The 19,734-nt window shown below is 61.9% G+C and carries 24 protein-coding genes; 9 read left to right on the forward strand and 15 right to left on the reverse strand.

Translation table 11 applies throughout. The features are described from left to right. Positions 1-2: 2 nt before the first annotated feature. The 5 genes from AC1RTB_RS15800 to AC1RTB_RS15820 all read right to left on the reverse strand — a co-directional run bounded on the left by AC1RTB_RS15800 (position 3) and on the right by AC1RTB_RS15820 (position 3,546). Positions 3-776 (reverse strand): glucose 1-dehydrogenase, encoded by a 774-nt coding sequence (locus tag AC1RTB_RS15800; protein ID WP_492879868.1) that lies wholly within the window; start codon positions 774-776, stop codon positions 3-5. A 167-nt stretch (positions 777-943) separates the two neighbouring features. Further along, positions 944-1,345: a hypothetical protein gene (locus tag AC1RTB_RS15805; RefSeq protein WP_492879867.1), complete on the reverse strand. Its 402-nt coding sequence runs from the start codon at positions 1,343-1,345 to the stop codon at positions 944-946. A gap of 335 nt (positions 1,346-1,680) precedes the next feature. Then, positions 1,681-1,980: a GNAT family N-acetyltransferase gene (locus AC1RTB_RS15810; RefSeq protein ID WP_492879866.1), complete on the reverse strand. Its 300-nt coding sequence runs from the start codon at positions 1,978-1,980 to the stop codon at positions 1,681-1,683. After that, positions 1,977-2,603, reverse strand: coding sequence for an alpha/beta hydrolase (locus AC1RTB_RS15815; protein ID WP_492879865.1), 627 nt, complete (start codon positions 2,601-2,603; stop codon positions 1,977-1,979). The genes AC1RTB_RS15810 and AC1RTB_RS15815 overlap by 4 nt, the downstream gene beginning before the upstream one ends. Positions 2,604-2,613: 10 nt before the next feature. After that, positions 2,614-3,546 carry a VOC family protein gene (locus AC1RTB_RS15820; RefSeq protein ID WP_492879864.1) on the reverse strand — a complete coding sequence of 311 codons (933 nt, stop codon included), beginning with the start codon at positions 3,544-3,546 and terminating at the stop codon, positions 2,614-2,616. A gap of 229 nt (positions 3,547-3,775) precedes the next feature. On the opposite strand from AC1RTB_RS15820, the gene AC1RTB_RS15825 reads away from it, so the two are divergent. Continuing rightward, positions 3,776-5,332, forward strand: coding sequence for an alkaline phosphatase family protein (locus AC1RTB_RS15825; protein ID WP_492879863.1), 1,557 nt, complete (start codon positions 3,776-3,778; stop codon positions 5,330-5,332). A 51-nt stretch (positions 5,333-5,383) separates the two neighbouring features. On the opposite strand, the gene AC1RTB_RS15830 is transcribed toward AC1RTB_RS15825, so the two are convergent. Continuing rightward, positions 5,384-6,325, reverse strand: coding sequence for a PRC-barrel domain-containing protein (locus tag AC1RTB_RS15830; RefSeq protein ID WP_492879862.1), 942 nt, complete (start codon positions 6,323-6,325; stop codon positions 5,384-5,386). A 209-nt stretch (positions 6,326-6,534) separates the two neighbouring features. After that, positions 6,535-6,705 (reverse strand): hypothetical protein, encoded by a 171-nt coding sequence (locus tag AC1RTB_RS15835; protein WP_492879861.1) that lies wholly within the window; start codon positions 6,703-6,705, stop codon positions 6,535-6,537. A 123-nt stretch (positions 6,706-6,828) separates the two neighbouring features. On the opposite strand from AC1RTB_RS15835, the gene AC1RTB_RS15840 reads away from it, so the two are divergent. Further along, a complete protein-coding gene (locus AC1RTB_RS15840) occupies positions 6,829-8,277 on the forward strand; it encodes a sensor histidine kinase (protein ID WP_492879860.1) in 1,449 nt (482 codons plus the stop codon). Positions 8,278-8,291: 14 nt separating this feature from the next. Here the strand turns inward: AC1RTB_RS15840 and AC1RTB_RS15845 are convergent, their stop codons facing one another. Next, the gene (locus AC1RTB_RS15845) at positions 8,292-8,744 is read right to left on the reverse strand and encodes a hypothetical protein (RefSeq protein ID WP_492879859.1); all 453 of its coding nucleotides are present in this window, start codon (positions 8,742-8,744) and stop codon (positions 8,292-8,294) included. A 19-nt stretch (positions 8,745-8,763) separates the two neighbouring features. Next, a complete protein-coding gene (locus AC1RTB_RS15850) occupies positions 8,764-9,090 on the reverse strand; it encodes an ElaB/YgaM/YqjD family protein (RefSeq protein ID WP_492879858.1) in 327 nt (108 codons plus the stop codon). 122 nt (positions 9,091-9,212) lie between these two features. Here AC1RTB_RS15850 and AC1RTB_RS15855 point away from each other — a divergent pair, with 122 nt between their 5' ends. Beyond that, positions 9,213-10,325, forward strand: coding sequence for an AI-2E family transporter (locus AC1RTB_RS15855; RefSeq protein WP_492879857.1), 1,113 nt, complete (start codon positions 9,213-9,215; stop codon positions 10,323-10,325). Positions 10,326-10,329: 4 nt separating this feature from the next. Here the strand turns inward: AC1RTB_RS15855 and AC1RTB_RS15860 are convergent, their stop codons facing one another. Continuing rightward, positions 10,330-11,091, reverse strand: coding sequence for a Crp/Fnr family transcriptional regulator (locus tag AC1RTB_RS15860; RefSeq protein WP_492879856.1), 762 nt, complete (start codon positions 11,089-11,091; stop codon positions 10,330-10,332). 162 nt (positions 11,092-11,253) lie between these two features. Between AC1RTB_RS15860 and AC1RTB_RS15865 the strand changes: the two genes are divergently transcribed. Then, positions 11,254-11,634 carry a response regulator gene (locus AC1RTB_RS15865; RefSeq protein ID WP_492879855.1) on the forward strand — a complete coding sequence of 127 codons (381 nt, stop codon included), beginning with the start codon at positions 11,254-11,256 and terminating at the stop codon, positions 11,632-11,634. Here the strand turns inward: AC1RTB_RS15865 and AC1RTB_RS15870 are convergent. Together AC1RTB_RS15870 and AC1RTB_RS15875 are read right to left on the reverse strand one after the other, a co-directional pair. Beyond that, the gene (locus AC1RTB_RS15870) at positions 11,620-12,168 is read right to left on the reverse strand and encodes a sigma-70 family RNA polymerase sigma factor (protein ID WP_476799433.1); all 549 of its coding nucleotides are present in this window, start codon (positions 12,166-12,168) and stop codon (positions 11,620-11,622) included. The genes AC1RTB_RS15865 and AC1RTB_RS15870 overlap by 15 nt on opposite strands. Before the next feature lie 6 nt (positions 12,169-12,174). Next, a complete protein-coding gene (locus AC1RTB_RS15875) occupies positions 12,175-12,372 on the reverse strand; it encodes a NepR family anti-sigma factor (RefSeq protein ID WP_492879949.1) in 198 nt (65 codons plus the stop codon). 203 nt (positions 12,373-12,575) lie between these two features. Between AC1RTB_RS15875 and AC1RTB_RS15880 the strand changes: the two genes are divergently transcribed. The 5 genes from AC1RTB_RS15880 to AC1RTB_RS15900 all read left to right on the forward strand — a co-directional run bounded on the left by AC1RTB_RS15880 (position 12,576) and on the right by AC1RTB_RS15900 (position 15,647). Then, positions 12,576-13,370, forward strand: a complete 795-nt coding sequence (locus AC1RTB_RS15880; protein ID WP_492879854.1) for a response regulator — start codon at positions 12,576-12,578, stop codon at positions 13,368-13,370. A 75-nt stretch (positions 13,371-13,445) separates the two neighbouring features. After that, positions 13,446-13,610 (forward strand): DUF1328 domain-containing protein, encoded by a 165-nt coding sequence (locus AC1RTB_RS15885; RefSeq protein WP_018429836.1) that lies wholly within the window; start codon positions 13,446-13,448, stop codon positions 13,608-13,610. 182 nt (positions 13,611-13,792) lie between these two features. Further along, a complete protein-coding gene (locus AC1RTB_RS15890; RefSeq protein WP_492879853.1) occupies positions 13,793-14,803 on the forward strand; it encodes a sensor histidine kinase in 1,011 nt (336 codons plus the stop codon). Positions 14,804-14,930: 127 nt separating this feature from the next. Next, positions 14,931-15,248, forward strand: coding sequence for a hypothetical protein (locus AC1RTB_RS15895; RefSeq protein ID WP_492879852.1), 318 nt, complete (start codon positions 14,931-14,933; stop codon positions 15,246-15,248). Between the two features lie 153 nt (positions 15,249-15,401). After that, positions 15,402-15,647, forward strand: coding sequence for a YMGG-like glycine zipper-containing protein (locus AC1RTB_RS15900; RefSeq protein ID WP_492879851.1), 246 nt, complete (start codon positions 15,402-15,404; stop codon positions 15,645-15,647). A 72-nt stretch (positions 15,648-15,719) separates the two neighbouring features. Here AC1RTB_RS15900 and AC1RTB_RS15905 read toward each other — a convergent pair whose 3' ends face one another. From AC1RTB_RS15905 to AC1RTB_RS15915, 3 genes are all read right to left on the reverse strand, one after another. Further along, entirely contained in the window at positions 15,720-17,327 is a 1,608-nt protein-coding gene (locus tag AC1RTB_RS15905; protein ID WP_492879850.1) for a CHASE domain-containing protein, read from the reverse strand. 122 nt (positions 17,328-17,449) lie between these two features. Continuing rightward, positions 17,450-18,238, reverse strand: coding sequence for an ATP-binding cassette domain-containing protein (locus AC1RTB_RS15910; protein WP_492879849.1), 789 nt, complete (start codon positions 18,236-18,238; stop codon positions 17,450-17,452). Between the two features lie 20 nt (positions 18,239-18,258). Continuing rightward, positions 18,259-19,611, reverse strand: a complete 1,353-nt coding sequence (locus tag AC1RTB_RS15915; protein ID WP_492879848.1) for a sugar ABC transporter permease — start codon at positions 19,609-19,611, stop codon at positions 18,259-18,261. Positions 19,612-19,734 lie beyond the last annotated feature (123 nt).

Raw genomic sequence — 19,734 nt, forward strand, 5'->3', positions numbered from 1 at the left:
CCTCATTGCGCCGTGTAGCCACCGTCGATGACAAGCTCCGTGCCAGTGACGAAGCCAGCCTCGTCGGAGGCGAGATAGAGCACGCCATAGGCCACATCATCCGGCTCGCCGACCCGGCCGAGCGGCGTCAGTTCGAGCGCCTTGTTGCCGGCCCCGCTCTCGGCGAGCTTGTCGAGTGCCGCCGACGACATCGGCGTGCGGATCCAGCCCGGGTGCACGGAATTGACGCGAATGCCGTAGCGCTCCTTGGCGCAATGAAGTGCCGCCGACTTGGTGAACAGCCGCACGCCGCCCTTGCTTGCCACATAGGCTGCCGTCGAAGGGCTGCCAACGATGCCCATGGTCGAGGAGAAATTGACGATCGACCCGCCCTCGCTAGTCTTTCGCATCGCCTCGATGCCGTATTTCGTGCCGAGGAACACACCTTCCATGTTGACGGCCATCACCTTGCGCCAGTCGTCGAGGCTCAGATCCTCGACACTACCGAAAGGCGCACCGACGCCAGCATTGTTGACCAGGATGTGGAGCCCGCCGAACGTCTCAAGCGTCAAGGCAACCGCCGCTTTCCATGAGCTTTCCGAAGTGACGTCATGCTCGACAAAGCGGCTGCGTCCGCCAGCCGCCTGGATGGCTTCCGCAACCTGTCGGCCCTTCTCCGCCTGCAGGTCGCTGACCACCACGGCCGCGCCTTCGCGGGCCAGAAGCCGCGCGGTGGCCTCGCCCATGCCCGAGGCAGCACCGGTGACGATCGCAATTTTTCCCTCGACGCGGCCCATCGCTGATCCTCCTGTTTGAGGAGTTCACCGTCGCGCAACAACGGTCATGACGGCATCGTCCTGAGGGACTATCGCCGCACAACCGGCAGAACAAAAAAAGCCCCCGCAGCCGAAGCCGCGGGGGAGGTACGCGCTGGAGGATCTATGAGCGCGGCAGGCCCCTACGCCTAGAAGATATTGGGTGTGGTGCGGATAGGCTCGGCACTGGCGATGAGCCGGATCTTGCGGACATCAAGCGCGCGGGTTTCCCTGGCGATGGTCTCGACGCAGAGTTCATTCTCCGCACCCCAGGCCTGCCCATGGCAGGCAATCTCGGTCTCCGACAGCGCCAGCCGGCCAGTCTTGGCGGTGGTGCGGGCGCCATCTGGCGCCGAGCCCATCGAGGCAAAGGCCGGGCCGCTGGACGGCGCCAGCGCCATCGACGACAGGGACGCAATCACCAAAACCGAAAACATGGCCATCGGATGCTCATTGGCACGCTGGCGGATGGCAAGGCGCGGGCGGCGATTGATACGCGAGCGCGGCTGGAACTGGCGATCGAATTCGGAAACCTGCTTGGAACCGGACATTGGATTACCTTTTCGGTAAATTTCATTCCCCTGTTGATCTGAATGTAACCGCGCATTGTATCTCGCCGATGCCGATCAGCAACATCTAATGAAACAATCTCAAAGCCTCAAAAACAGTCAGTATTACTGCCAAATCGGGCGCAATACGTTCATAAATCAGTCATTTCCGTTGAACTGCTGGACAACCCCAACAATTGGCCGGGCTTCGCTTTGTAACAGCCCGCCTCTCCTGAGGACAAAATACGAAAATAACGAAAGGGCCGACGCAGTTGCCTGCATCGGCCCTTCGAGTTGGTCTGAACGCGCCGGATCAGCCCGGCAGACGCGATACCGTGTCAAGTCTTGAGAACGTCGGCCCATTCAGGGTGACGGCGGAACTGGGCTGCGGCAAACGGGCAAAGCGGAATGATTTTCTTGCCCGCCGCGCGCGCGTCTTCCACGGCCCGCGTCACCAACCTCAAGCCCGCACCCTGGCCCCGAAAGGAATCCGGCACGCCGGTATGGTCGATGATCAGCTGATGCTCGCCGATCGTGGTGAAGGTCATCTCGGCCTCGTCGCCGTTTGGCGCACGAATGACGTAGCGCCCCTTGGTGCCATGATCTTCAAGCTCGATCGCCGCCAGTTCTTCGTTCATTGGTCCCGCTCCTTGGTTGCTGTGGCGAAAAGGCTTTTCACCGCCTCGATTTCGTTGGGGCGCACCTCGTGACCGCCCTCATGCCATTCAAGTCTGACATCCGCTCCAGCGGCGCGCAAATAGGCGTCCAGCCGGCTGGTGATCTCAGGCGGACAGAGCGGATCGCGCCGGCCCGCCGTGATCAGCACGTGCCGGCCAGCAAGACTGCCCTTCACCACGGGCTCGAACGGGATCAAGGGGTGCATCAGTGCCACCGCGTCGAACAGTCCGGGTTCGGCAAACAGCACCGAGGCCAAGATGTTGGCACCATTGGAATAACCGAGCGCCAAAACCCGCGAGGGCTTTGCCGCCTCGACATGGGCCTTGACGAAGCCCGCCATCTTGCCGGTCGCTCGGGCAAAATCGTCCATGTCGTAGACACCCTCGCCGGTGCGGCGAAAGAACCGGGCAGCACCCATTTCGGAGACATCACCGCGCGGCGAAACGATCGTCGCGCCGGGCGCAAGTTCCCGGGCGAAGCCCAGCAGCTGGTTTTCATCGCCGCCCGTGCCATGGAAGGCAAAGACCAGCGAGCTACCCGGATCCCCAGGCAGCAGCTTGTGGATGTAGCTTTCCTTGCTCATCATTTCCTCCTCAGTCGCCCAGCGGCTGCAGGTTCTTTTCCAGATAATCGCGCAGATGCGCGTGCTGTGTCGGCAGCTTCAGCGCCTCGCCGAGATGGGCAGTGTCCTCGTCACGGTCGAAGCCAGGCTCGTTTGTCGCCACCTCGAACAACACGCCGCCTGGCGTACGGAAATAGATCGCCCAGAAATAGTCGCGGTCGATCACCGGCGTCACCTGGTAGCCTGTGTCCATTAGCGCCTTGCGCACCTCGAGTTGCTTGGCCCGGTTCTCGACCGCAAAAGCGATGTGGTGCACCGAACCCGCGCCGAGACCGGCGGAGGATGCGCCCGGCAGCGTCTCGATGTCGATGAAGTCGGCGCCGTTGCCGCCTTTCACCGCAAGCCGCTTGATGTTGCCTGATGTGTCGACGTCCTCATAGCCCATGAACTTCAACAGCTCTTCGGTGGCGCCACCATCGCGCAACCTGAGCGTCGCCGAATGGAAACCTCGGATCGCCTCGTCGGCGGCAACGCCACCCTTGATCCAGGGCGCACGCTTGTCGCCCTTGGCCTCGACAAGCGCAAAGCCGTCGCCATCGGGACCGGCAAAGCCGAGGCGCTTTTCGCCGAACTTCTCGTCACGGACGAGCCCGCTTACACCCTGATCGGCGAAGCGCTTTTCCCAGAAAGGCAGCGTGCCCTCAGGAACCGAAAACACCGTGGTGCCGACCTCGCCGACGCCCGGCCGGCCCTGGCCGATGTCAGGGAACGGAAAATAAGTCATCACCGAACCAGGCGTGCCCAGCTCGTCGGCATAATAAAGATGGTAGACGTCGGGCGCGTCGAAATTGACGGTTTTCTTGACCCGGCGCAGGCCGAGCTTGTGGGTGAAGAACTGGTTATTCTGCGCCGCATCCTTGGCCATCGAGGTGACGTGATGCAAACCCTTGATCTGGTCGAGCATGCTTTTTTGCTCCCTTTTGCGCTGCGGCCCCTGCCGCGTTGTTGCAATGAATATGGTCGCATCGGCGGGCGTGGCAAAGTGGGCAGGCACAGAATGGACTGTCGCCAAGATGTGAACAACAAACCAAAAATCGTTCACCGATTCTGGTATGAGCTGAGCAAGGACAATGGCGCTTGCACCCACAGGTGAATCCGGCTTCCTTGGCCGCGATTGAATTTTGGGGGCGAGCTTGGCAAACACGAGCGGACGGAAAAACATCCTACTCATCACCTGCGACCAGTGGCGCGGCGACTCGCTCTCGGCCGTCGGCCACCCCGTGGTGAAAACGCCCAATGCCGATGCGCTGGCCCGCGAAGGTGTCCTGTTCAGGCGTCATTATGCCGGAGCTGCACCCTGCTCGCCGGCGCGCGCGTGCCTGTACACCGGGCTTTACCAGATGAACAACCGCGTCTGCCGCAATGGCACGCCGCTCGACGACCGCCACGACAACATCGCCCGCGCCGTGCGCCGCGTCGGCTACGACCCGACGCTGTTCGGCTACACCGACGTCTCGCCCGACCCACGCAACCGTGCACCGGGCGATCCGTTCCTGCGCACTTACGAAGGCGTGCTCCCAGGCTTCACCACGCGCCAGCTCCTACCCGAGCACCAGAAAGCGTGGTTGTCATGGCTCGCGGCGCGCGGCATCGATTCAAGCGCCGGCTTTCCCGACATCCACCGCCCGGTGGACAAATCCGCACCCGAAGTCAGCCCGGCTGTGCCAGTCTATTCCAAGGACGAGACGCCCGCCGCCTTCCTCACCGGCGAGTTCCTGCGCTGGCTGAGCGAACAGGATGAAGGCGAGCCATGGTTCGCGCATGTCTCCTTCCTCAGCCCGCATCCGCCCTTCATCGTGCCCGAGCCGTTCAACACCATGTACGACCCGGCGGAGGGCCCGGCCTTTGCGGTTGCGGAAAACTGGCAGGCGGAAGCGGCAAGCCATCCCTTCCTCGCCTATCACCTCGCCCGTCACCAGAAGAAGTCGAGCTTCATTCCCGGCGCATCCGGCAATGTCGGCGACTGGAGCGAAGACGAGTTCCGCAAGATCCGCGCGCTCTATTACGGCATGATCTCGGAGGTCGATTCCCAGCTCGGCCGTATCTGGCAAGGCATCAAGGCCGCCGGCTCCTGGGACGACACCATCGTCATCTTGACCTCCGACCACGCCGAGATGATGGGCGACCATTTCATGCTCGGCAAAGGCGGCTGGTTCGACGGCAGCTACCACATTCCGCTGATCGTGCGCGACCCCGGCAGCACAAAAGCCACCGGCACCACGATCGACCGTTTCACAGCCGCCGTCGACATCATGCCGACATTGCTCGAACTCATCGGCGGCACCCCGCAACCGCATCTCGACGGCCAGTCGCTGAGGCCGTTCCTCGACGGTGGCGAACCAGTCGCCTGGCGCGATGCCGCCCATTGGGAATATGATTTTCGCTCGGTCGCGGATGGAACGACCGAGGCTTATTTCGGCACCGGCTCGCGTTCGCTCAACCTGTCGGTCATCCGCACCGAGGCGGTCAAATACGTGCATTTCAACGGCGGCCTGCCGCCGCTGCTCTATGACCTCACAAACGATCCCGGCGAAACACGTAATCTCGCCGACGACCCTGCATGGCTTCCGACACGGCTTGAATTCGCCGAGAGGCTGCTCGTCTGGCGCGCCCAGCACCTCGACCAGTCGCTGGCATTGTCGGAACTGGCGGAAGGTGGAGCAACAGGCCACTTCGCCCGCCTCCCCTGACACGCAAAAGGCCCGCGCCGAAGCGCGGGCCTTTTGCTCGTGCCGCCACATCTACTGAGCGATGATGCGCTGCTCGTCGCGCTTGGCGCTCCAGCTGGCCGCATCATAGGCCGGCTGCGCTTCGAGCTGTTGCTTGGTGAGGGTCGTGTACAGGTACTTGGTGCCCTGGGTGTCGACCATGAAGGCGAGATTGTCGCTGCCAACGGCAACCTTCTTCTCACCCATGCCAAGGAAGCCGCCGACATCGACGACATAAGCGTCGACCTTGCCGTCAGCCGTCATCAATATATCGCCGATCTTGCCGATATTGGCGTCATCGGCACCATAGACGGTGGTGCCCATCAGCTCTTCGGCGCGCAGATTGGTGTTCGGCAATTGCGTGAGCGTCGACTTGTCGATCGAAGCCGTCTTGGTTTCGTCGGTCGTTGCCGCATCAGGGGTTGCCGGCGCCTGGGCCGACTGTTCGGTTGCCGGCGGCTTCACGTCAGGCGTTGCCGGAGCGGCGGGCATCTGCGCCGTCTGGTCCGCTGTCGGTGACGCGGGGTCGGTCGAAGCGACCGGTGCCGGTGCCGGATCATAGGCGCGGCGGTCGAAATCAGGCAGCGCCTGCAGCTGCTCCTTGGTCGTTGCCATGACCAGCCAACGGCTGCCGTTCTTCTCGGCCCAGTCGAACTTGTCGAAAGCGACGGCGACATTCTTTGCGCCGATACCCAGGAAACCGCCAACGCCGATCACCAGCTGGTCGGCCTTGCCGTCAGGCGTCATGACGATGTCGTTGATGTTTCCGATGTGCTCGGCATCGTCGGCGGAGCCGTTATAGACCTTCGTACCGATGATGTTGGCGGCAAGGAAACCGTCGGCATGCGGGATCGGTGTCGCGGGTGCTGCTTCCATGGGCGCAGGAGCCGGCGCTGGCGCGGTGGTGTCCTGAGCGTATACGCCGGTGGCAAGCAGTGCCGCAAAGGCGGTCGTGGCCAAAAGGTTGCGGATCATGATATTCTCTCCTCGTGCGTGTTTTCATGCATGCCGCGCTTCGACCAGTCTTTTGCGGGAAGGGTCCGGCGCGGCCCCTTTACAGGTTCACAACGTCGTGACCCGGCCATAGTTCCGAAATTCCGCCTGACTGTTACGGCGTCTGATGGCCTCATGGCTGCCGCTCACAGCGCCGCAGCAAATTCAAAAACGCCTTTCCTTATAGTCGCTTAGCCTGGCGCAACGGTGGTTTGGTTGGCATTCTTGCCGATCATCTCGCCATAGAATTCCACCCCGCCCCACGCGGCCAAAGCCAGCAGCAGCCCCACCAGAAGCACAAGCAAGACGCGACGGCCACGCCTTCCCTGCCGCGCTTTTCGAGCTGAAATGATCTTGGTCATCTGCTTGCTCCCATATGTTTCCGGGAGGCTAACGGCAGTTTGGCGGCATGGTTCCCGGCCCTTGCGAGGCTTTTCAACTGCGCCTTGCCCGTCTAGTTTCATGAAGCCGAGAGGGATGGCCGGGTGCAGGACAACAAAATCATCGACCCAGACAGCGCCGAAGGCGGCGATACCGGTGCGCCATCGAACGCACCCGCCGATGCGGATTTCGACCGCCTGACCAGCCTTGCGGCAGCGCTCATGCAAACGCCCGCTGCCTTGCTGACGCTGGCTAATGCCGAAGGGCAGCAGGTCGTCCAGTCGCATTTCGGCATCGACCCCGCGCAAGCTGCTGAGTCTCTCCGCATCGCCAATGGCATCCTCGCCGGCCACGCCTCCATCCAAGCCGGTGCTTACCTGTTCCATGCCGGCGTACCGATCATCGCCATGGGCTCCCTGGTGGGTGTCCTGCTGGTGCTTGACCGAGAGGAGCGACCGAGGCCAGAGCCGGCAAGGCTCAAACAGATGGAGGCGCTGGCATCGCTGGCCGCGAGCCTGGTCATGTTGCGCGACCGCTCCCAGGCTGGCGCGCGGGCGGAAGCCGCCTTGGTCCATGCCGAAACCCGCCGCGCTGTAGCGCTCGAAGCCGCAGCCCTTGCCAGCTGGGTCTGGGATCCGCGCACCGGCGTCGTTGAATGCGATACGCTTTTGCCCGAGCTGTTCAACAAGCCGCCGGCGACACGAATGCGGGCGCGCGACATCGTCGTCGCCATCGACAGGCGCGACATCGGCAAAACGCGCAAGATGTTCCAGGAAGCGCTTGAAGGCAGCGACGATTATTCCGGCGAATACCGCATCAGGGGGTTTGATCCGCCACGATGGCTGGCCGCACGCGGGCGCGTCGTCGAGCGTGACGCCGATGGCAGGCCAACACTGGTCTTCGGCGTCAACTACGACATCACCGAGCGCCGCACTGTTGAAGAACGCCAGCGCTTTTTGCTGCGCGAGATCAACCATCGGGTCAAGAACACCCTTGCGACCGTCCAGGCACTCGCCACACAGACCGTGCGCCATGCGCGCGAACCGCGCGAGTTCCTCGAAGCCTTCAGCCAGCGCCTGCGCGCGCTCGGGCTCGCCCATGGCCTTTTGTCGGAATATGAGTGGCGCGGCATCGGCATTCGCGACCTTGCCAAAACCGAACTCAGCCCGTTCGACGATGCCGAAGCGCCGCGCATCTCGATCGTTGGTCAGGATGCCTTGTTGACGCCCGACCAGGCGCTCGGCCTGGCGCTCATCCTCCACGAGCTCGCCAGCAATGCACTCAAATATGGAGCGCTTTCGGTGCCAGAGGGCGAAGTCGCCCTCTCGTGGACTGTCACAGGCAGCAAGGGCCAGAAACGGTTGCAGCTCGAATGGATCGAAAGCGGCGGGCCCAAGGTCACTCCGCCCACGCATCATGGCTTCGGCTCGATCCTCATTCGCCGCAGCCTGGCGAAAGTGATCTCAAGCGAGGTGAGCCACGAATATCTACCAGACGGCGTGCGGGCGCAGATATCGATGCCGCTGGGCGAACAGGCCGAAACCGACTCCTAGGGCATAAGGCGGAACTATTCTCCCGCCACCTCGTCGCTATCGTCCGCCTTGTGGTTCTCGCGGTAGATCGCATAGGCGGCAAGCGCCACCACCGGCCCCAGCAGCGCGCCGATGCCACCCTTGCTGCGCAGCAATGTCGGCAACACGGCCATCACGGCGGTCGTGCCGAATGCCGCAATGTCGGCGCGCCGCCGCCGCTGGTCCTCACGCGCCCGCGACCCGGCCATCAGCCGGTGAAACAGCAGGATCAGCCCGGCAAGCACCAGAAAGCCAAGACCAAAGCCAAGCGACGCCTCGATGTGGCCAAATCTTTGCGCGGCCCAGACATAGGCAGCGCCAATGAGAAACCCAACCCCGCAGAGCCCGGCGATTGCGGCCGCCAGATAGGCGACCGCCGCACGGCGTGTGCGCCTAAGCGCAAGTGTCGTCTCGCCGGTGGCGAAACTCGCAATCAGTGATGCCAGCATATGTCCCCCGGCCTGATTACTAGCGCCGCGCCAAAAGCGCGATGAGGAAGCCGACACCGGCTGCGATGGCAAGCGACGTGACCGGCTTTTCGCGCACGGTCGTCATGAACTGTTCCTCGATATCCTTGGCGTTGGCGCGCAAGGCTTCGACGGCCGCGTCGCTTTGCGCCTTCAACTGGCCTGCACCTTGTGCCGCAGCCCTACGAGCAGCGCCGTAGCCATGCTCGCCCGTTGCAGCCAGTTGCTTGGCGAGCGCTTCGATATCGGCCTTCAACAGCTTGATGTCGGCCTCGAGGTCCGGCACCGTCTTGCTGCCATTGCCGGTCTTGCCTGCGGTTGTCGCCATGTCATTGCTCCTTGCGTTCGATGGGGCCGAAACGCCTCATCTGCCTGTCGGTTCCGTCGTCGGAGGAACCATCGCCGACCGCCGGACGTTTTGCCAGCCTCAATCAGCTGGAAAAATTATCGATGCCCAACCGCACTGTGAAAAAGGCGCCAACAGTGCGCCTGCCGCCAAAATCCAACTTCGAGCTTCTGCTCGTGCGCGGCGCACAAGTATCGATGATTTTTGTCGGCATCATCGTCACCGTCTTCGCCCTCCATGCCGGCGAATTCATCCTCACGCCGATCGGCCTTGGCATCGTTGTCGGCCTGATGCTCGGCCCGCTTGCCTCACGGCTTGAGCGTTTCAAGGTGCCGCCAGCGCTCTCGGCGGCCATCGTTGTTTTGCTCTTCATCGTCTCGGTCTGCGTCTTCGCGCTTCTGATCAGCTCGCCGCTCAGCTTCTGGCTACAGCGCCTACCCCAGATATGGGCACAACTTGCCACCCAGCTATCCGACCTCAAGGGTCCGCTCGACACATTCAAAAGCATGCGCGACCAGCTGCGCCAGGTGACCGGCGGTGAAGGCGTTGCAGTATCGATCGACGAGGGCACGGGCGTCGAGACGATAGCGACGCTGGCTCCCGCCGTCATCGCCCAGGTGCTGCTGTTCTTCGCCAGCCTCTATTTCTTCGTCGCGACACGCTACCAAACGCGAACCGCCATTTTGCGGGTCTGCTTCAACCGTCGCCTGCGCTGGCGCGTCGCCCATATCTTCCGCGACGTCGAACAGCTCGTCTCGCAATATCTGCTGTCGATCACCGCCATCAACTTCGCCGAAGGCCTGACCGTCGGCATCGGCCTTTACCTTCTCGGCGTGCCTTCGGCACCGCTTTGGGGTGCGCTGGCGATCGTCAGCAATTTCGTGCCCTTCGTCGGCCCGTTGCTGATGGTGGCGATCCTGTTCGCCGTCGGCCTGACCGAGTTCGACACGCTCGGCACGAGCCTGCTGCCCGTCATCCTGTATCTCGGTGTAAACACGGTCGAAGGCCAGTTCGTCACCCCCTACGTCATCGGCAAGACGATGACGCTCAACCCCTTCGTCGTCCTGCTGGCGCTCGCCTTCTGGATTTGGCTGTGGGGGGCAATCGGCGGCTTCATCGCCATTCCGGCCCTGCTGATCGGCTACGCTATCATCCGCAACGTGCTGCCGGGCGTGAACTGGGGCGTCGACGATCTTGATCGGCAATACAACCGCTAGGGCCTCACAGCAGGGGACGCACGCTTTCGTCGAGGCCGCTCCAGTCGGCGAGCGACATCAGCCCTTCGATGTCGAGCACCTTGCAGCCGCCATCGCGCCACTGCACGAGCTTGCGGTCCATCAGTTTCCTGATCGTCTTGTTGGTGTGGACAAGCGAAAGCCCGAGCGTGTCGGCGAGATGCTGCTGGGTGATCGGAATCTCCACCTTGCCGGTACCATCCATACCGACCTTGCGCGCCCTGCTGGCAATGAAAGCCAGCAGATAGGCTGCGCGTTCAAGCGCTGAACGGCGCCCGACGCTCAACAAATTCTCGTCGAGCATCCGCTCTTCGCGCGCCGCAATCCATGTGATGTCGTAGCCGAGACCCGGATAACCGCGATACAGTTCCATCAGCCTGTCGCGCTCGAACATGCACAAAAGCATCGGCGACAACGCCTCTACCGAGTGCTGCATCTCGCCCATCAGGCTGCCCTGCAATCCGATCATGTCGCCCGGCAGCACGTAGTTCAGGATCTGGCGGCGGCCGTCCTCGAGCAGCTTGTAGCGAAAGCCCCATCCGCCAAGCACGGTATACAGATGTGCGCTGTTGCTGCCCTCCGAAAGCAATGTCGCTCCCTTGTCGACGGACAGTTCTCCCCGCTTGAAGCTGCTGACAAAAGCCAGTTCTTCAATGTCGAAGGCCCTGAAGGTCGGCAACGACCGCAGCGGGCAATTTTCGCACGAAACCTGCCGCGCCATCTCCGTCGAAATGCTCTGCCCAGCCATGCAACTCTCCAAGGAATGTGATCGGCAACGCCGTCAGGCCGGCGAAAGTTCCTCGCCCCACCGGGATCGAGAACCGCTTCCCTGCCGGGCATGTCTTTTTTAAATGACAGCGGACGCGACTACCGCCATGTTCAGCTTCGATTCCATGGAGTGCCCCTCGACGTGCCAACCCCGCTTTCAGGATTGCGTATCCTTGTGCTTGAAGACGAAGCTTTGATCGCGCTCGATGTCGAGCAGCTTTGCAAGGACCATGGCGCCGGGGACGTCGTCATCGCCAGCAATCTCCGCGAGGCACAAGAAGCCTCGTTGCCTTATGATGCGGCCATCATCGATATCATGCTGAATGGCGAGCCGACGCTCGACTTCGCACGCGGCCTTGAAGCCGCAGGCGTGCCGTTCATCTTCGCCTCGGGCTACGACCAGCTGGACGAAATCTTCACCGGCTTCCCCGAAGTTACCTTGGTCAGCAAGCCCTATGCGGGAGACGACCTCGTCGAGGCCGTTGCCGAAAGCGTCAGGAAGACCCGCTCAGCCGACCGTTGATCCCATGACCTGGGCTGCGATCGCGTCGGGGCCATAATCGGCCTCGCCCGAGATATCGAGTATCTCTTGCAGCCTGTTGCGGGCGCGGCTCACGCGGCTCTTGATGGTGCCCACCGCGCAGCCGCAGATTTCCGCGGCCTCTTCATAAGAAAAGCCCGATGCGCCGATCAGGACGATCGCCTCGCGCTGGTCTTCGGGGAGCTGCTCGAGCGCCTTGCGGAAATCGTCGAGATCAAGCCTGCCGGGCTGGCTCGGATGCACGGCCAGACGCGCGGTCAAAAGGCCGTCGCTGTCTTGCACCTCGCGTCCGCGCTTGCGCATCTGCGAATAGAATTCGTTGCGCAGGATGGTGAACAGCCAGGCCTTCAAATTGGTGCCTGGCTGAAAGCTCGTCTGTTTGTCCCACGCCTTGACCAGCGTTTCCTGGACCAGGTCGTCGGCTCTATCGGCATTTTGCGAAAGCGACATGGCGAAAGCGCGCAGGCCAGGGATCGCCGCGAGCAAGTCGCCCTTGAAACCGAGGGAAGCTGCCATGCGTGGTCAGTCCTTCTGCTGCGCGGGTTCGACTTCTTCCAGTTGGCTAAGCAACTGGGCGAAACGATCCGGCACCTCGTCGGACACCAGTTCATCGTAGTATTGTTTCAATTTTCGGCCGATTTCGGAGTTTGCTCCAAGAGGCTCGCCGTCGCGGCGGCGATTCGGCGCGGCGTTGCCTGCACCACTTGTCTGCTTAGTCATATGCTTGCTTTGCCCTTGTGCACTGCCAGAGGTCCCCGCTCCCGAAATGACGGCGCGCAACAACCTTGTCGGGTTTTCCGAATTTTGCATCAAACTCCCCAAATGTGGATAGGTTCCACAAAAGAGGAACTTTTGCACAGACAATGCGTTGAGTGCTCGCTTCAAAGCAGATTTGACAACGTCACATGAGGGAGACGTCGACTATGACTCTATCCACGAGAATCGCCCCGCACCTGCCCTATCTCCGCCGTTTCTCGCGCGCGGTGTCGGGTTCTCAGGAAAGCGGCGATGCGCTGGTGGCCGCGATGCTCGAAGCGCTCATCGACGACATCGATGTATTCCCGTCCGCATCCAACGACCGCATCGCTCTTTACAAGGTATTTGCCCGCCTGTTCACTTCGGTTTCGTTTCGAGTACCGCAGGAATCCTCGTCACTGGCCTGGGAAAAGCGCGCCGCAGCCAATCTCGCAGCACTTTCTCCACGCCCGCGCCAAGCCTTCCTGTTGGTCGCCGTCGAAGGGTTCAATGACGTTGAAGCCGCTGAGGTGCTCGATGCCGACCAGGAGGAATTTGCCCAGCTGCTGCAGGAAGCGAGCGGCGACATATCGCGCCAGGTGGCAACCGATATCCTGATCATCGAGGACGAGCCGCTGATCGCCATGGATATCGAAGAAATGGTGGAAAGCCTCGGCCATCGCGTCGTCGGCACGGCACGCACCCATGCCGAGGCGACAGCCCTGTTCAAGAAGACGCGGCCCAAGATGATCCTGGCCGATATCCAGCTCGCCGACGGCAGCTCCGGCATCGAAGCCGTCAACGAGATGCTGTCTTCTGCCCCGCTGCCGGTGATCTTCATCACCGCCTTCCCCGAGCGCCTTTTGACCGGCGAACGCCCGGAGCCGGCGTTCCTGGTCACCAAACCGTTCAATCCCGAAATGGTCAAGGCGCTGATAAGTCAGGCTTTGTTCTTTGACAGGCAGGCGAAAGCTGCGGCATAGGCCTTTTTAGCATCGCCTCAGGGAACCAACCTTGGGGCGGTACGTTTTTCATTCGTCATTTGAAGGAGATAGACCATGCTTTATTGGGCGCTCGTATTCCTCGTCGTCGCGATCATCGCCGGCGCCCTCGGCTTCGGTGGCATCGCTGGCACATCCGCTGGCATCGCGCAGATCTTGTTCTTCATCTTCCTGGCGTTCCTGGTCATTTCGTTGATCGCTGGCCTTTTCAGGCGCGCATGATCGCGCCGGCAAAATGAAGAACGAACTCGAGACTGGAAGCCGGCCCCCTCAGTCGGACTCCAGCGCCGCCGGGTAGCGCTCCTATTCTGAGAGTTACCCGGCGGTCCCATTTCGGTGCAGCCCGGCACCTTCGGCAGCTACCGAAGAATTCGCTAAGCAGAGCAAAGGCAGGCTCTCGTCGCATGGCCAACCCCACCACCTCCCCAACGGGACAGAGTTCACGGGTTGACGCGGCACTCTTGCATGCTTCCCGCAATGCCGGCATCGCCGTGCTCTACCAGGACCGCAAGCTGCGCACGATGTGGTCGCATAATCTGCAGCCACCTTGGGCTGACGTGCTGGAGGACCAGGCCGGCGACAGCAATTTTCTGCCGCAGCAGCAAGCCGAGCGCCTCGTCGCAGCCAAGAAGAACGTCATCGCAACCGGCAATTCCGACGGACTTGAGATCAGCGTTGCCGACAACGCCGCCGGCATGCGCTGGTTCGAGGTCTGCATCGATGCCGACGTCTCGGATCGCGGCCAGGTCCAGGGCGTGGTGGTGACCGTCATTGAGACTACCGAGCAGAAGCGGCGCGAGCAGACGCTGAAGGCGCTTTTGCGCGAGGTCAGCCATCGCTCCAAGAACCTGCTGGCCATCATCCAGAGCATCGCCAGCCAGACCGGGCATTATTCCAGCTCCATCGACGGCTTCCTCGAACGGTTCCGCGGCCGGCTCCAGTCCATCGCCTCGTCGCAGGACCTCGTAACCTCCTCCAACTGGCGTGGCGCAGGCTTCCGCGAACTGGTCGTCGGCCAGGTCGGCCGCTACAGCATCGACACGAAACACACAGTGCGCTTTTCCGGCGACGATCCCTACCTCAACCCCAACGCCGCCCTGCATATCGGCCTTGCCGTCCATGAGCTGGCAGTCAATTCGGTGAGCTATGGCGCGCTTTCCCGCGCCGACGGCTATGTCGAGGTCAACGCCGCCAGAACGACGGCTGGACCCGACGGCGAAGAACATATGACGGTGCACTGGTCCGAGGCGATAGGCCCAGTGGCCGACAGCGCGATGCGCAAGAAGCGTTTTGGCAGCGTAGCACTGGAGCGCGTGGTGCCGACTGCGCTCAACGGCTCCGCGGAACTCGATATCGGCACCGATACGCTGGAATATCGGCTCGTCATGCCCAAGGCCAATTTCGAGATGGAGTAGGTGCCGGAAGCCTGCCGGCTCCGTCATGCCCCAAAGGTTCAAGCGCCAGCACGTTCAAAAGAATGAGTCGCCGACGCCACGGAACTTTTAGCCACGCATCGCCGTTTCTTGGCCGAGGTGGTTTGCCATGGAACACATCGCAGCACTCTTGTTGGTCGTTTCCTGCTCGCAGGATTTGTCAGGTTGCCGTGAGGTTCGTCCGCCCACGGCTGTTTTTGAAGTCTTTGAGGACTGCCAGACCGAAATGCCCAATGCCTTGCGTGCCCTCACGCCACAGTATCCGCGTATCTTCGCCAAATGTCTGGAGGTCGACCCCGCTCTTGAGGACGACTACGATCAATTGACTTGGAACGTCCTGCCCAATGGCACACTCGACGCAACACTTTCTGTTTCCAACGTGGTGGTTGCTTCGGGAAGCCATGCCAAGCCGGCTTATGTTCACTAGCGGGCCGCCGTATCCTGTCTGCGTGCCGCATCGACATATGGCGGATACGCTAAGCCGTTGAATTGATGTGCCAGCCCGAAAAACGGATTCCGCTTCTTGGGCTGATGCGCTAAGTGTTGAAAGGGACGATGTTAAAGTGAGAGGACTGACCGCATGAAGAAAATTATCATTGCCCTTGTGGCCGTCGTTGCAATTTCGGGCTGCACGACCACCGAGCGCGATCTCGCTGTCGGCACCGGCGTCGGTGCAGTGGCTGGCGGGCTGATCGGCGGCGGCAGGGGTGCGTTGATCGGCGGTGCCGTCGGCGCTGCATCCGGCCTGCTGGTGCGCAACCTGCGCAACGGCTACTGCGAATATCGCAACAGCCGCGGCCAGATCTACACCGCGCGCTGCCGTTAAACGCGACGAATTGGAAACCCGGCGTCGACACTGTCGGCGCCGGGTTTTGTTTGTCCGGCAACAAGAAGAACCTCAGCCGCGATAGGGTATGTCGATCTCGACCCTGAGCCCGTCATCCGCATAGTGCCGCATGATCCGGCCATCCAGTTCGCGGGTAATGTTCATGTCGATCAGCTTGGTGCCAAAGCCGGTCTTCTCCGGCTTTGAAACGCCCTTGCCGTTGCGCTCCACCCAGTTGAGCACCAACCGCCGCCCTTTGCCCCGACCATCCAGGTGCCAATCCACCTTCAGCCCGCCGACAGAGTTGTCGGCATCGCCATATTTCAGCGCATTGGTCGCCAGTTCATGGAAGGTCAAGCCGAGCGCCTGCGTCGTGGTCTCGTCGAGTTCGACAACGGGACCAGTCGTCATACCCTCAGGCAGCTCCTTTCCGAACACCTGGCCGAGTTCGATGCGCAGCAACTCGCTGAGATCGGCCTTTTGCCAGCGCGAGCGCGTCAGCATGTCCTGGGAGGCGGCCATCGCCTGCAGCCGCGCCGAAAACGACGCCGAGAATTCATCGACGTCCTTGGAGCCGGCAGCTGTCTGCCGCGCCATCGCCAGCACGCGCGCGATCGAGTTCTTGATGCGGTGCTTCATCTCCTGAAGCATCAGGTCCTTTTCGAGAAGGCTCTTCTCGGTCGTCTCGTGCAGCAGGCTCGCCGCCTCATAGGCGCGCTGCTGGTAGCGGGCAACCAGTGCGATCGAGCCAGCAAGCACAAGCCCGAACAGGCCCAGCATCAACGGTGCCGTGCGTGGCGATGGCGGTACAAAAGCGGTGCTCGGTCGAAAATTGATCGTCCACTTGCGGCCTGCGACATTGGTCTCGCGCGTCACCGAGAAAGTGTCGCCATAGCTGGAGTCGGGCGGCGCCTCCGAACGAAACAGCAATGTGTCTTCGCCTCTCGTCCCGTCAAACACTTCCACCGACACCGGCAGCAACGGCGCCTTGCCGAGTGCCGCCTGGAACAGCTCGGCCGTGCGGAACGCGACATAAAGGAAACCGGCAGGTTCCGAACCCCCGTCATCCGGCCTGTCGACACGCGAAAACACCAGGATACCCGGCTGACGTGCCTCATTGTCGTTGCCTTGGCCGAGCAGCACGCGCCCGGTTGCCCTGGATTCACCCTGCCCTGCCATCGCCGCCTCGATAGCTGTTTTCCGCAACGGGTCGGTCGCCATGTCGAAGCCCATGGCATCGAGACTGTCCTTGCTCATAGGCTCAAACAGCACGATTGGCGTACGCCATTGCAGGTTGGTGTCCGGGAATGGCTTACGGTCGATGCCGTAGCCGCCCTTCAACTCACGCGTGATTACGTCTTCCTGGCCGGTTTCGATGAATCGCAGGAAACCGATGCCGCGCAAACCGGCAAAGTTCTTGGCGACATCGAGCGAATCGAAGAAGGCGCGAAACTGGTCACGCGAGATGTCGCCCTTCTGGGCCGCAAACATTGCCTGCGTCGCGTGCAGCAGGGCGAGATCGAACTCCACCCTGCCCTCGATGCGGTTGAGCGCATCATCGGCCACCGACTGGAATTTGATGCGGGCTGCCTCGACCGTCGCCAGATAGACGAGCGCCGCCATCGTCAGGCTGACCAGCGTGACGGCAACAAAAATCAGACTGGGGAAGTATTTTCTCAATTCTGGCTGGCCCGCATCTCCGCTCGTTCATTAAAGCATGATCGCGAAAAGTGGGAACAGCTTTTCGCGATCATGGTTCAATGGTTCACCAGCCGGCTTGGCCAGATCGATACATACGCCCTTCAGGCGGCGATCTGCATCGCTCCAGGTCCTGGGATGGCTCCGGGCGGGCATTTGCCAAGAATGATCATGCCGAGCACCTCGTCCTTGGTCACGTCCTGGGTGCGCGCCGTGCCCACCACCTGGCCGTTCTTCATCACGCAGACGCGGTCGGCGAGATCGAAGACGTCATGGATGTCATGGCTGATCAGGAAGATGCCGATGCCATCGGCCTTGAGCTGCTTGACCAGTTCACCGACCTGCGCAGTCTCTTGCGGCCCAAGTGCCGCTGTCGGCTCGTCCATGATCAGGATGCGGGCGTTGAACAGGATGGCGCGCGCGATCGCCACCGACTGCCTTTGGCCACCCGACAGCTTGCTCACCGGCTCCTTGAAGCGCTGGAAGCGCGGATTGAGCCGGCCCATCACCTTGCGCGCCTCGGCTTCCATGGCGACGTCGTCCAACGTGCCATAGGCGGTCATGATTTCACGGCCGAGGAAAAGGTTCGCGGCGGCATCGACGTTATCGGCCAGCGCCAGCGTCTGGTAGATCGTCTCGATGCCATATTTCTTGGCGTCGCGCGGATTGGCGATCTGGGCCTCGCTGCCATTGACGAAGATGGTGCCGCTGTCGCGCTTGTAGGCGCCCGACAGGATCTTGATCAGCGTCGACTTGCCAGCACCATTGTGGCCCAGCAGGGCCATGACTTCGCCGGGATAGAGATCGACCGAAGCATCGTCGACGGCGCGGATGCCGCCGAAGGCAATCGAGATGTTCTTCAGGTCGACGAGCGGGATACGGGTCTGTTCCATGATCTTGGCTCCCGATTTCGTTAGACGCGCTTGCGGTAGAGCGTGTCGAGCCAGACGGCCACGACCAGCACCATGCCAACGACGATGTTCTGCAGTGGCGTGTCGAGGCCGAGCAGCACCATGCCCGACTGCAGCGACTGCATCAAAAGCGCGCCGAGCATCGCACCTGCCACCGTGCCGGAACCGCCGGCCAGCGACGTGCCGCCAATGACAGCTGCTGCGATGACGAGCAGCTCGTCGAGCGTGCCGAGCGAATTGGTGGCTGAGTTCAGGCGGGCAGAGGAGATAGCGGCGCTGATCGCGGCCAGGGCGCCCACGATCATGAATACCTTCATGGTGATCCAGCGCGTGTTGATGCCTGCGAGATTGGCTGCCTCGGGATTGCCGCCGATGGCGAAGACATAGCGGCCGAAACGGGTGCGGTTGGTGACGAAGGTCATGATGATGCCCACGGCCACCGCGATGAGGACGGGAATGGCAATGCCATGGGCGATGAACAGCCCGCCTTCGGGAACGGTGATGCCATTGGTCTCAGCGTATTTACGCACGATGCCGATCGGCCAGGGATAAGAATTGGCAATCCACACCGCGCCAAGGATCACACCGCAGGTGATGATGCCGAGAAATGCCTCGGCCCAGAGCGGCCGCAGCGGGAACTTGAAGCGCTTGCGTTGCCGGCGGCCATTCAGCAGCATGAGGACAACCGCAAGGCACGCGACAAGACCGACGATCCAGCTCCACGTCGCCCCGATGGATCCCTGCGGACCACCGCCCATGAGCTGGAAGTTCGCGTCGAGCGGCGCGATCGTCTGGCCTGATGTGACCCACCAGGCCGCGCCGCGCCAGATCAGCAGTCCGCCCAAAGTCACGATGAAGGCAGGGACCTCCATATAGGCAATGATGAAGCCTTGCAGCGCGCCGATCACCAGGCCGAGCGCGATGCCGATGACGAGCGCCAGCGCCCAGATCCATGGATTGCCGAGTTCGAGTCCGACCGCCTTGACCAGGAAATGCACCTGGGCGAAGCCCATCACCATGCCGATCAGGCCTTCGGCCGAGCCGACCGAGAGATCGATGTTGCGCATGACGATGACCAGAACCATGCCGGTGGCCATGATGGCCACGGCGGAAGCCTGCACCGACAGGTTCCAAAGGTTGCGGAAGGTCAGGAAGGTGCGACTGTCGAAATCGAACGGATTGACGCCGAGGCGCAGGCTCGAAATCACCTGCAGTCCGACCCAGATCAGCAGCAGTGCGCCGACCATGCCAAGCATGCGTGTGTCGATCTCCGTATCACGGAGGAAGCGTCCGCCGAGACTGAGCTCGGTCGTTCGCGCTCGGTCGGCCGGCGCGTTGGAAGTCGTTTCTGCCATTGTTACCTCCCAACCGGGTGGCCGTCTCCGCGGCAGCCGGTATGCGCATGATAGGGGCAATCCGCCTGGTCATGAAGCGGGCGCTTTTGAAAAACGCCGCGGACGAGCCGCGGCGTTCTGCGA

Source organism: Aminobacter sp. GW821-FHT11F06 (genome assembly GCF_058808215.1).

Bases quoted from the DNA above. Each gene is read 5' to 3' on its own strand.
- AC1RTB_RS15910 (WP_492879849.1), bottom strand. From the start codon at position 18,238: ATGGAACAGACCCGTATCCCGCTCGTCGACCTGAAGAACATCTCGATT.
- AC1RTB_RS15870 (WP_476799433.1), bottom strand. From the start codon at position 12,168: ATGGCAGCTTCCCTCGGTTTCAAGGGCGACTTGCTCGCGGCGATCCCT.
- AC1RTB_RS15860 (WP_492879856.1), bottom strand. From the start codon at position 11,091: ATGGCTGGGCAGAGCATTTCGACGGAGATGGCGCGGCAGGTTTCGTGC.
- AC1RTB_RS15885 (WP_018429836.1), top strand. From the start codon at position 13,446: ATGCTTTATTGGGCGCTCGTATTCCTCGTCGTCGCGATCATCGCCGGC.
- AC1RTB_RS15820 (WP_492879864.1), bottom strand. From the start codon at position 3,546: ATGCTCGACCAGATCAAGGGTTTGCATCACGTCACCTCGATGGCCAAG.
- AC1RTB_RS15800 (WP_492879868.1), bottom strand. From the start codon at position 776: ATGGGCCGCGTCGAGGGAAAAATTGCGATCGTCACCGGTGCTGCCTCG.
- AC1RTB_RS15850 (WP_492879858.1), bottom strand. From the start codon at position 9,090: ATGGCGACAACCGCAGGCAAGACCGGCAATGGCAGCAAGACGGTGCCG.
- AC1RTB_RS15875 (WP_492879949.1), bottom strand. From the start codon at position 12,372: ATGACTAAGCAGACAAGTGGTGCAGGCAACGCCGCGCCGAATCGCCGC.
- AC1RTB_RS15835 (WP_492879861.1), bottom strand. From the start codon at position 6,705: ATGACCAAGATCATTTCAGCTCGAAAAGCGCGGCAGGGAAGGCGTGGC.
- AC1RTB_RS15915 (WP_492879848.1), bottom strand. From the start codon at position 19,611: ATGGCAGAAACGACTTCCAACGCGCCGGCCGACCGAGCGCGAACGACC.
- AC1RTB_RS15810 (WP_492879866.1), bottom strand. From the start codon at position 1,980: ATGAACGAAGAACTGGCGGCGATCGAGCTTGAAGATCATGGCACCAAG.
- AC1RTB_RS15900 (WP_492879851.1), top strand. From the start codon at position 15,402: ATGAAGAAAATTATCATTGCCCTTGTGGCCGTCGTTGCAATTTCGGGC.
- AC1RTB_RS15895 (WP_492879852.1), top strand. From the start codon at position 14,931: ATGGAACACATCGCAGCACTCTTGTTGGTCGTTTCCTGCTCGCAGGAT.
- AC1RTB_RS15890 (WP_492879853.1), top strand. From the start codon at position 13,793: ATGGCCAACCCCACCACCTCCCCAACGGGACAGAGTTCACGGGTTGAC.
- AC1RTB_RS15845 (WP_492879859.1), bottom strand. From the start codon at position 8,744: ATGCTGGCATCACTGATTGCGAGTTTCGCCACCGGCGAGACGACACTT.
- AC1RTB_RS15830 (WP_492879862.1), bottom strand. From the start codon at position 6,325: ATGATCCGCAACCTTTTGGCCACGACCGCCTTTGCGGCACTGCTTGCC.
- AC1RTB_RS15855 (WP_492879857.1), top strand. From the start codon at position 9,213: ATGCCCAACCGCACTGTGAAAAAGGCGCCAACAGTGCGCCTGCCGCCA.
- AC1RTB_RS15815 (WP_492879865.1), bottom strand. From the start codon at position 2,603: ATGAGCAAGGAAAGCTACATCCACAAGCTGCTGCCTGGGGATCCGGGT.
- AC1RTB_RS15880 (WP_492879854.1), top strand. From the start codon at position 12,576: ATGACTCTATCCACGAGAATCGCCCCGCACCTGCCCTATCTCCGCCGT.
- AC1RTB_RS15805 (WP_492879867.1), bottom strand. From the start codon at position 1,345: ATGTCCGGTTCCAAGCAGGTTTCCGAATTCGATCGCCAGTTCCAGCCG.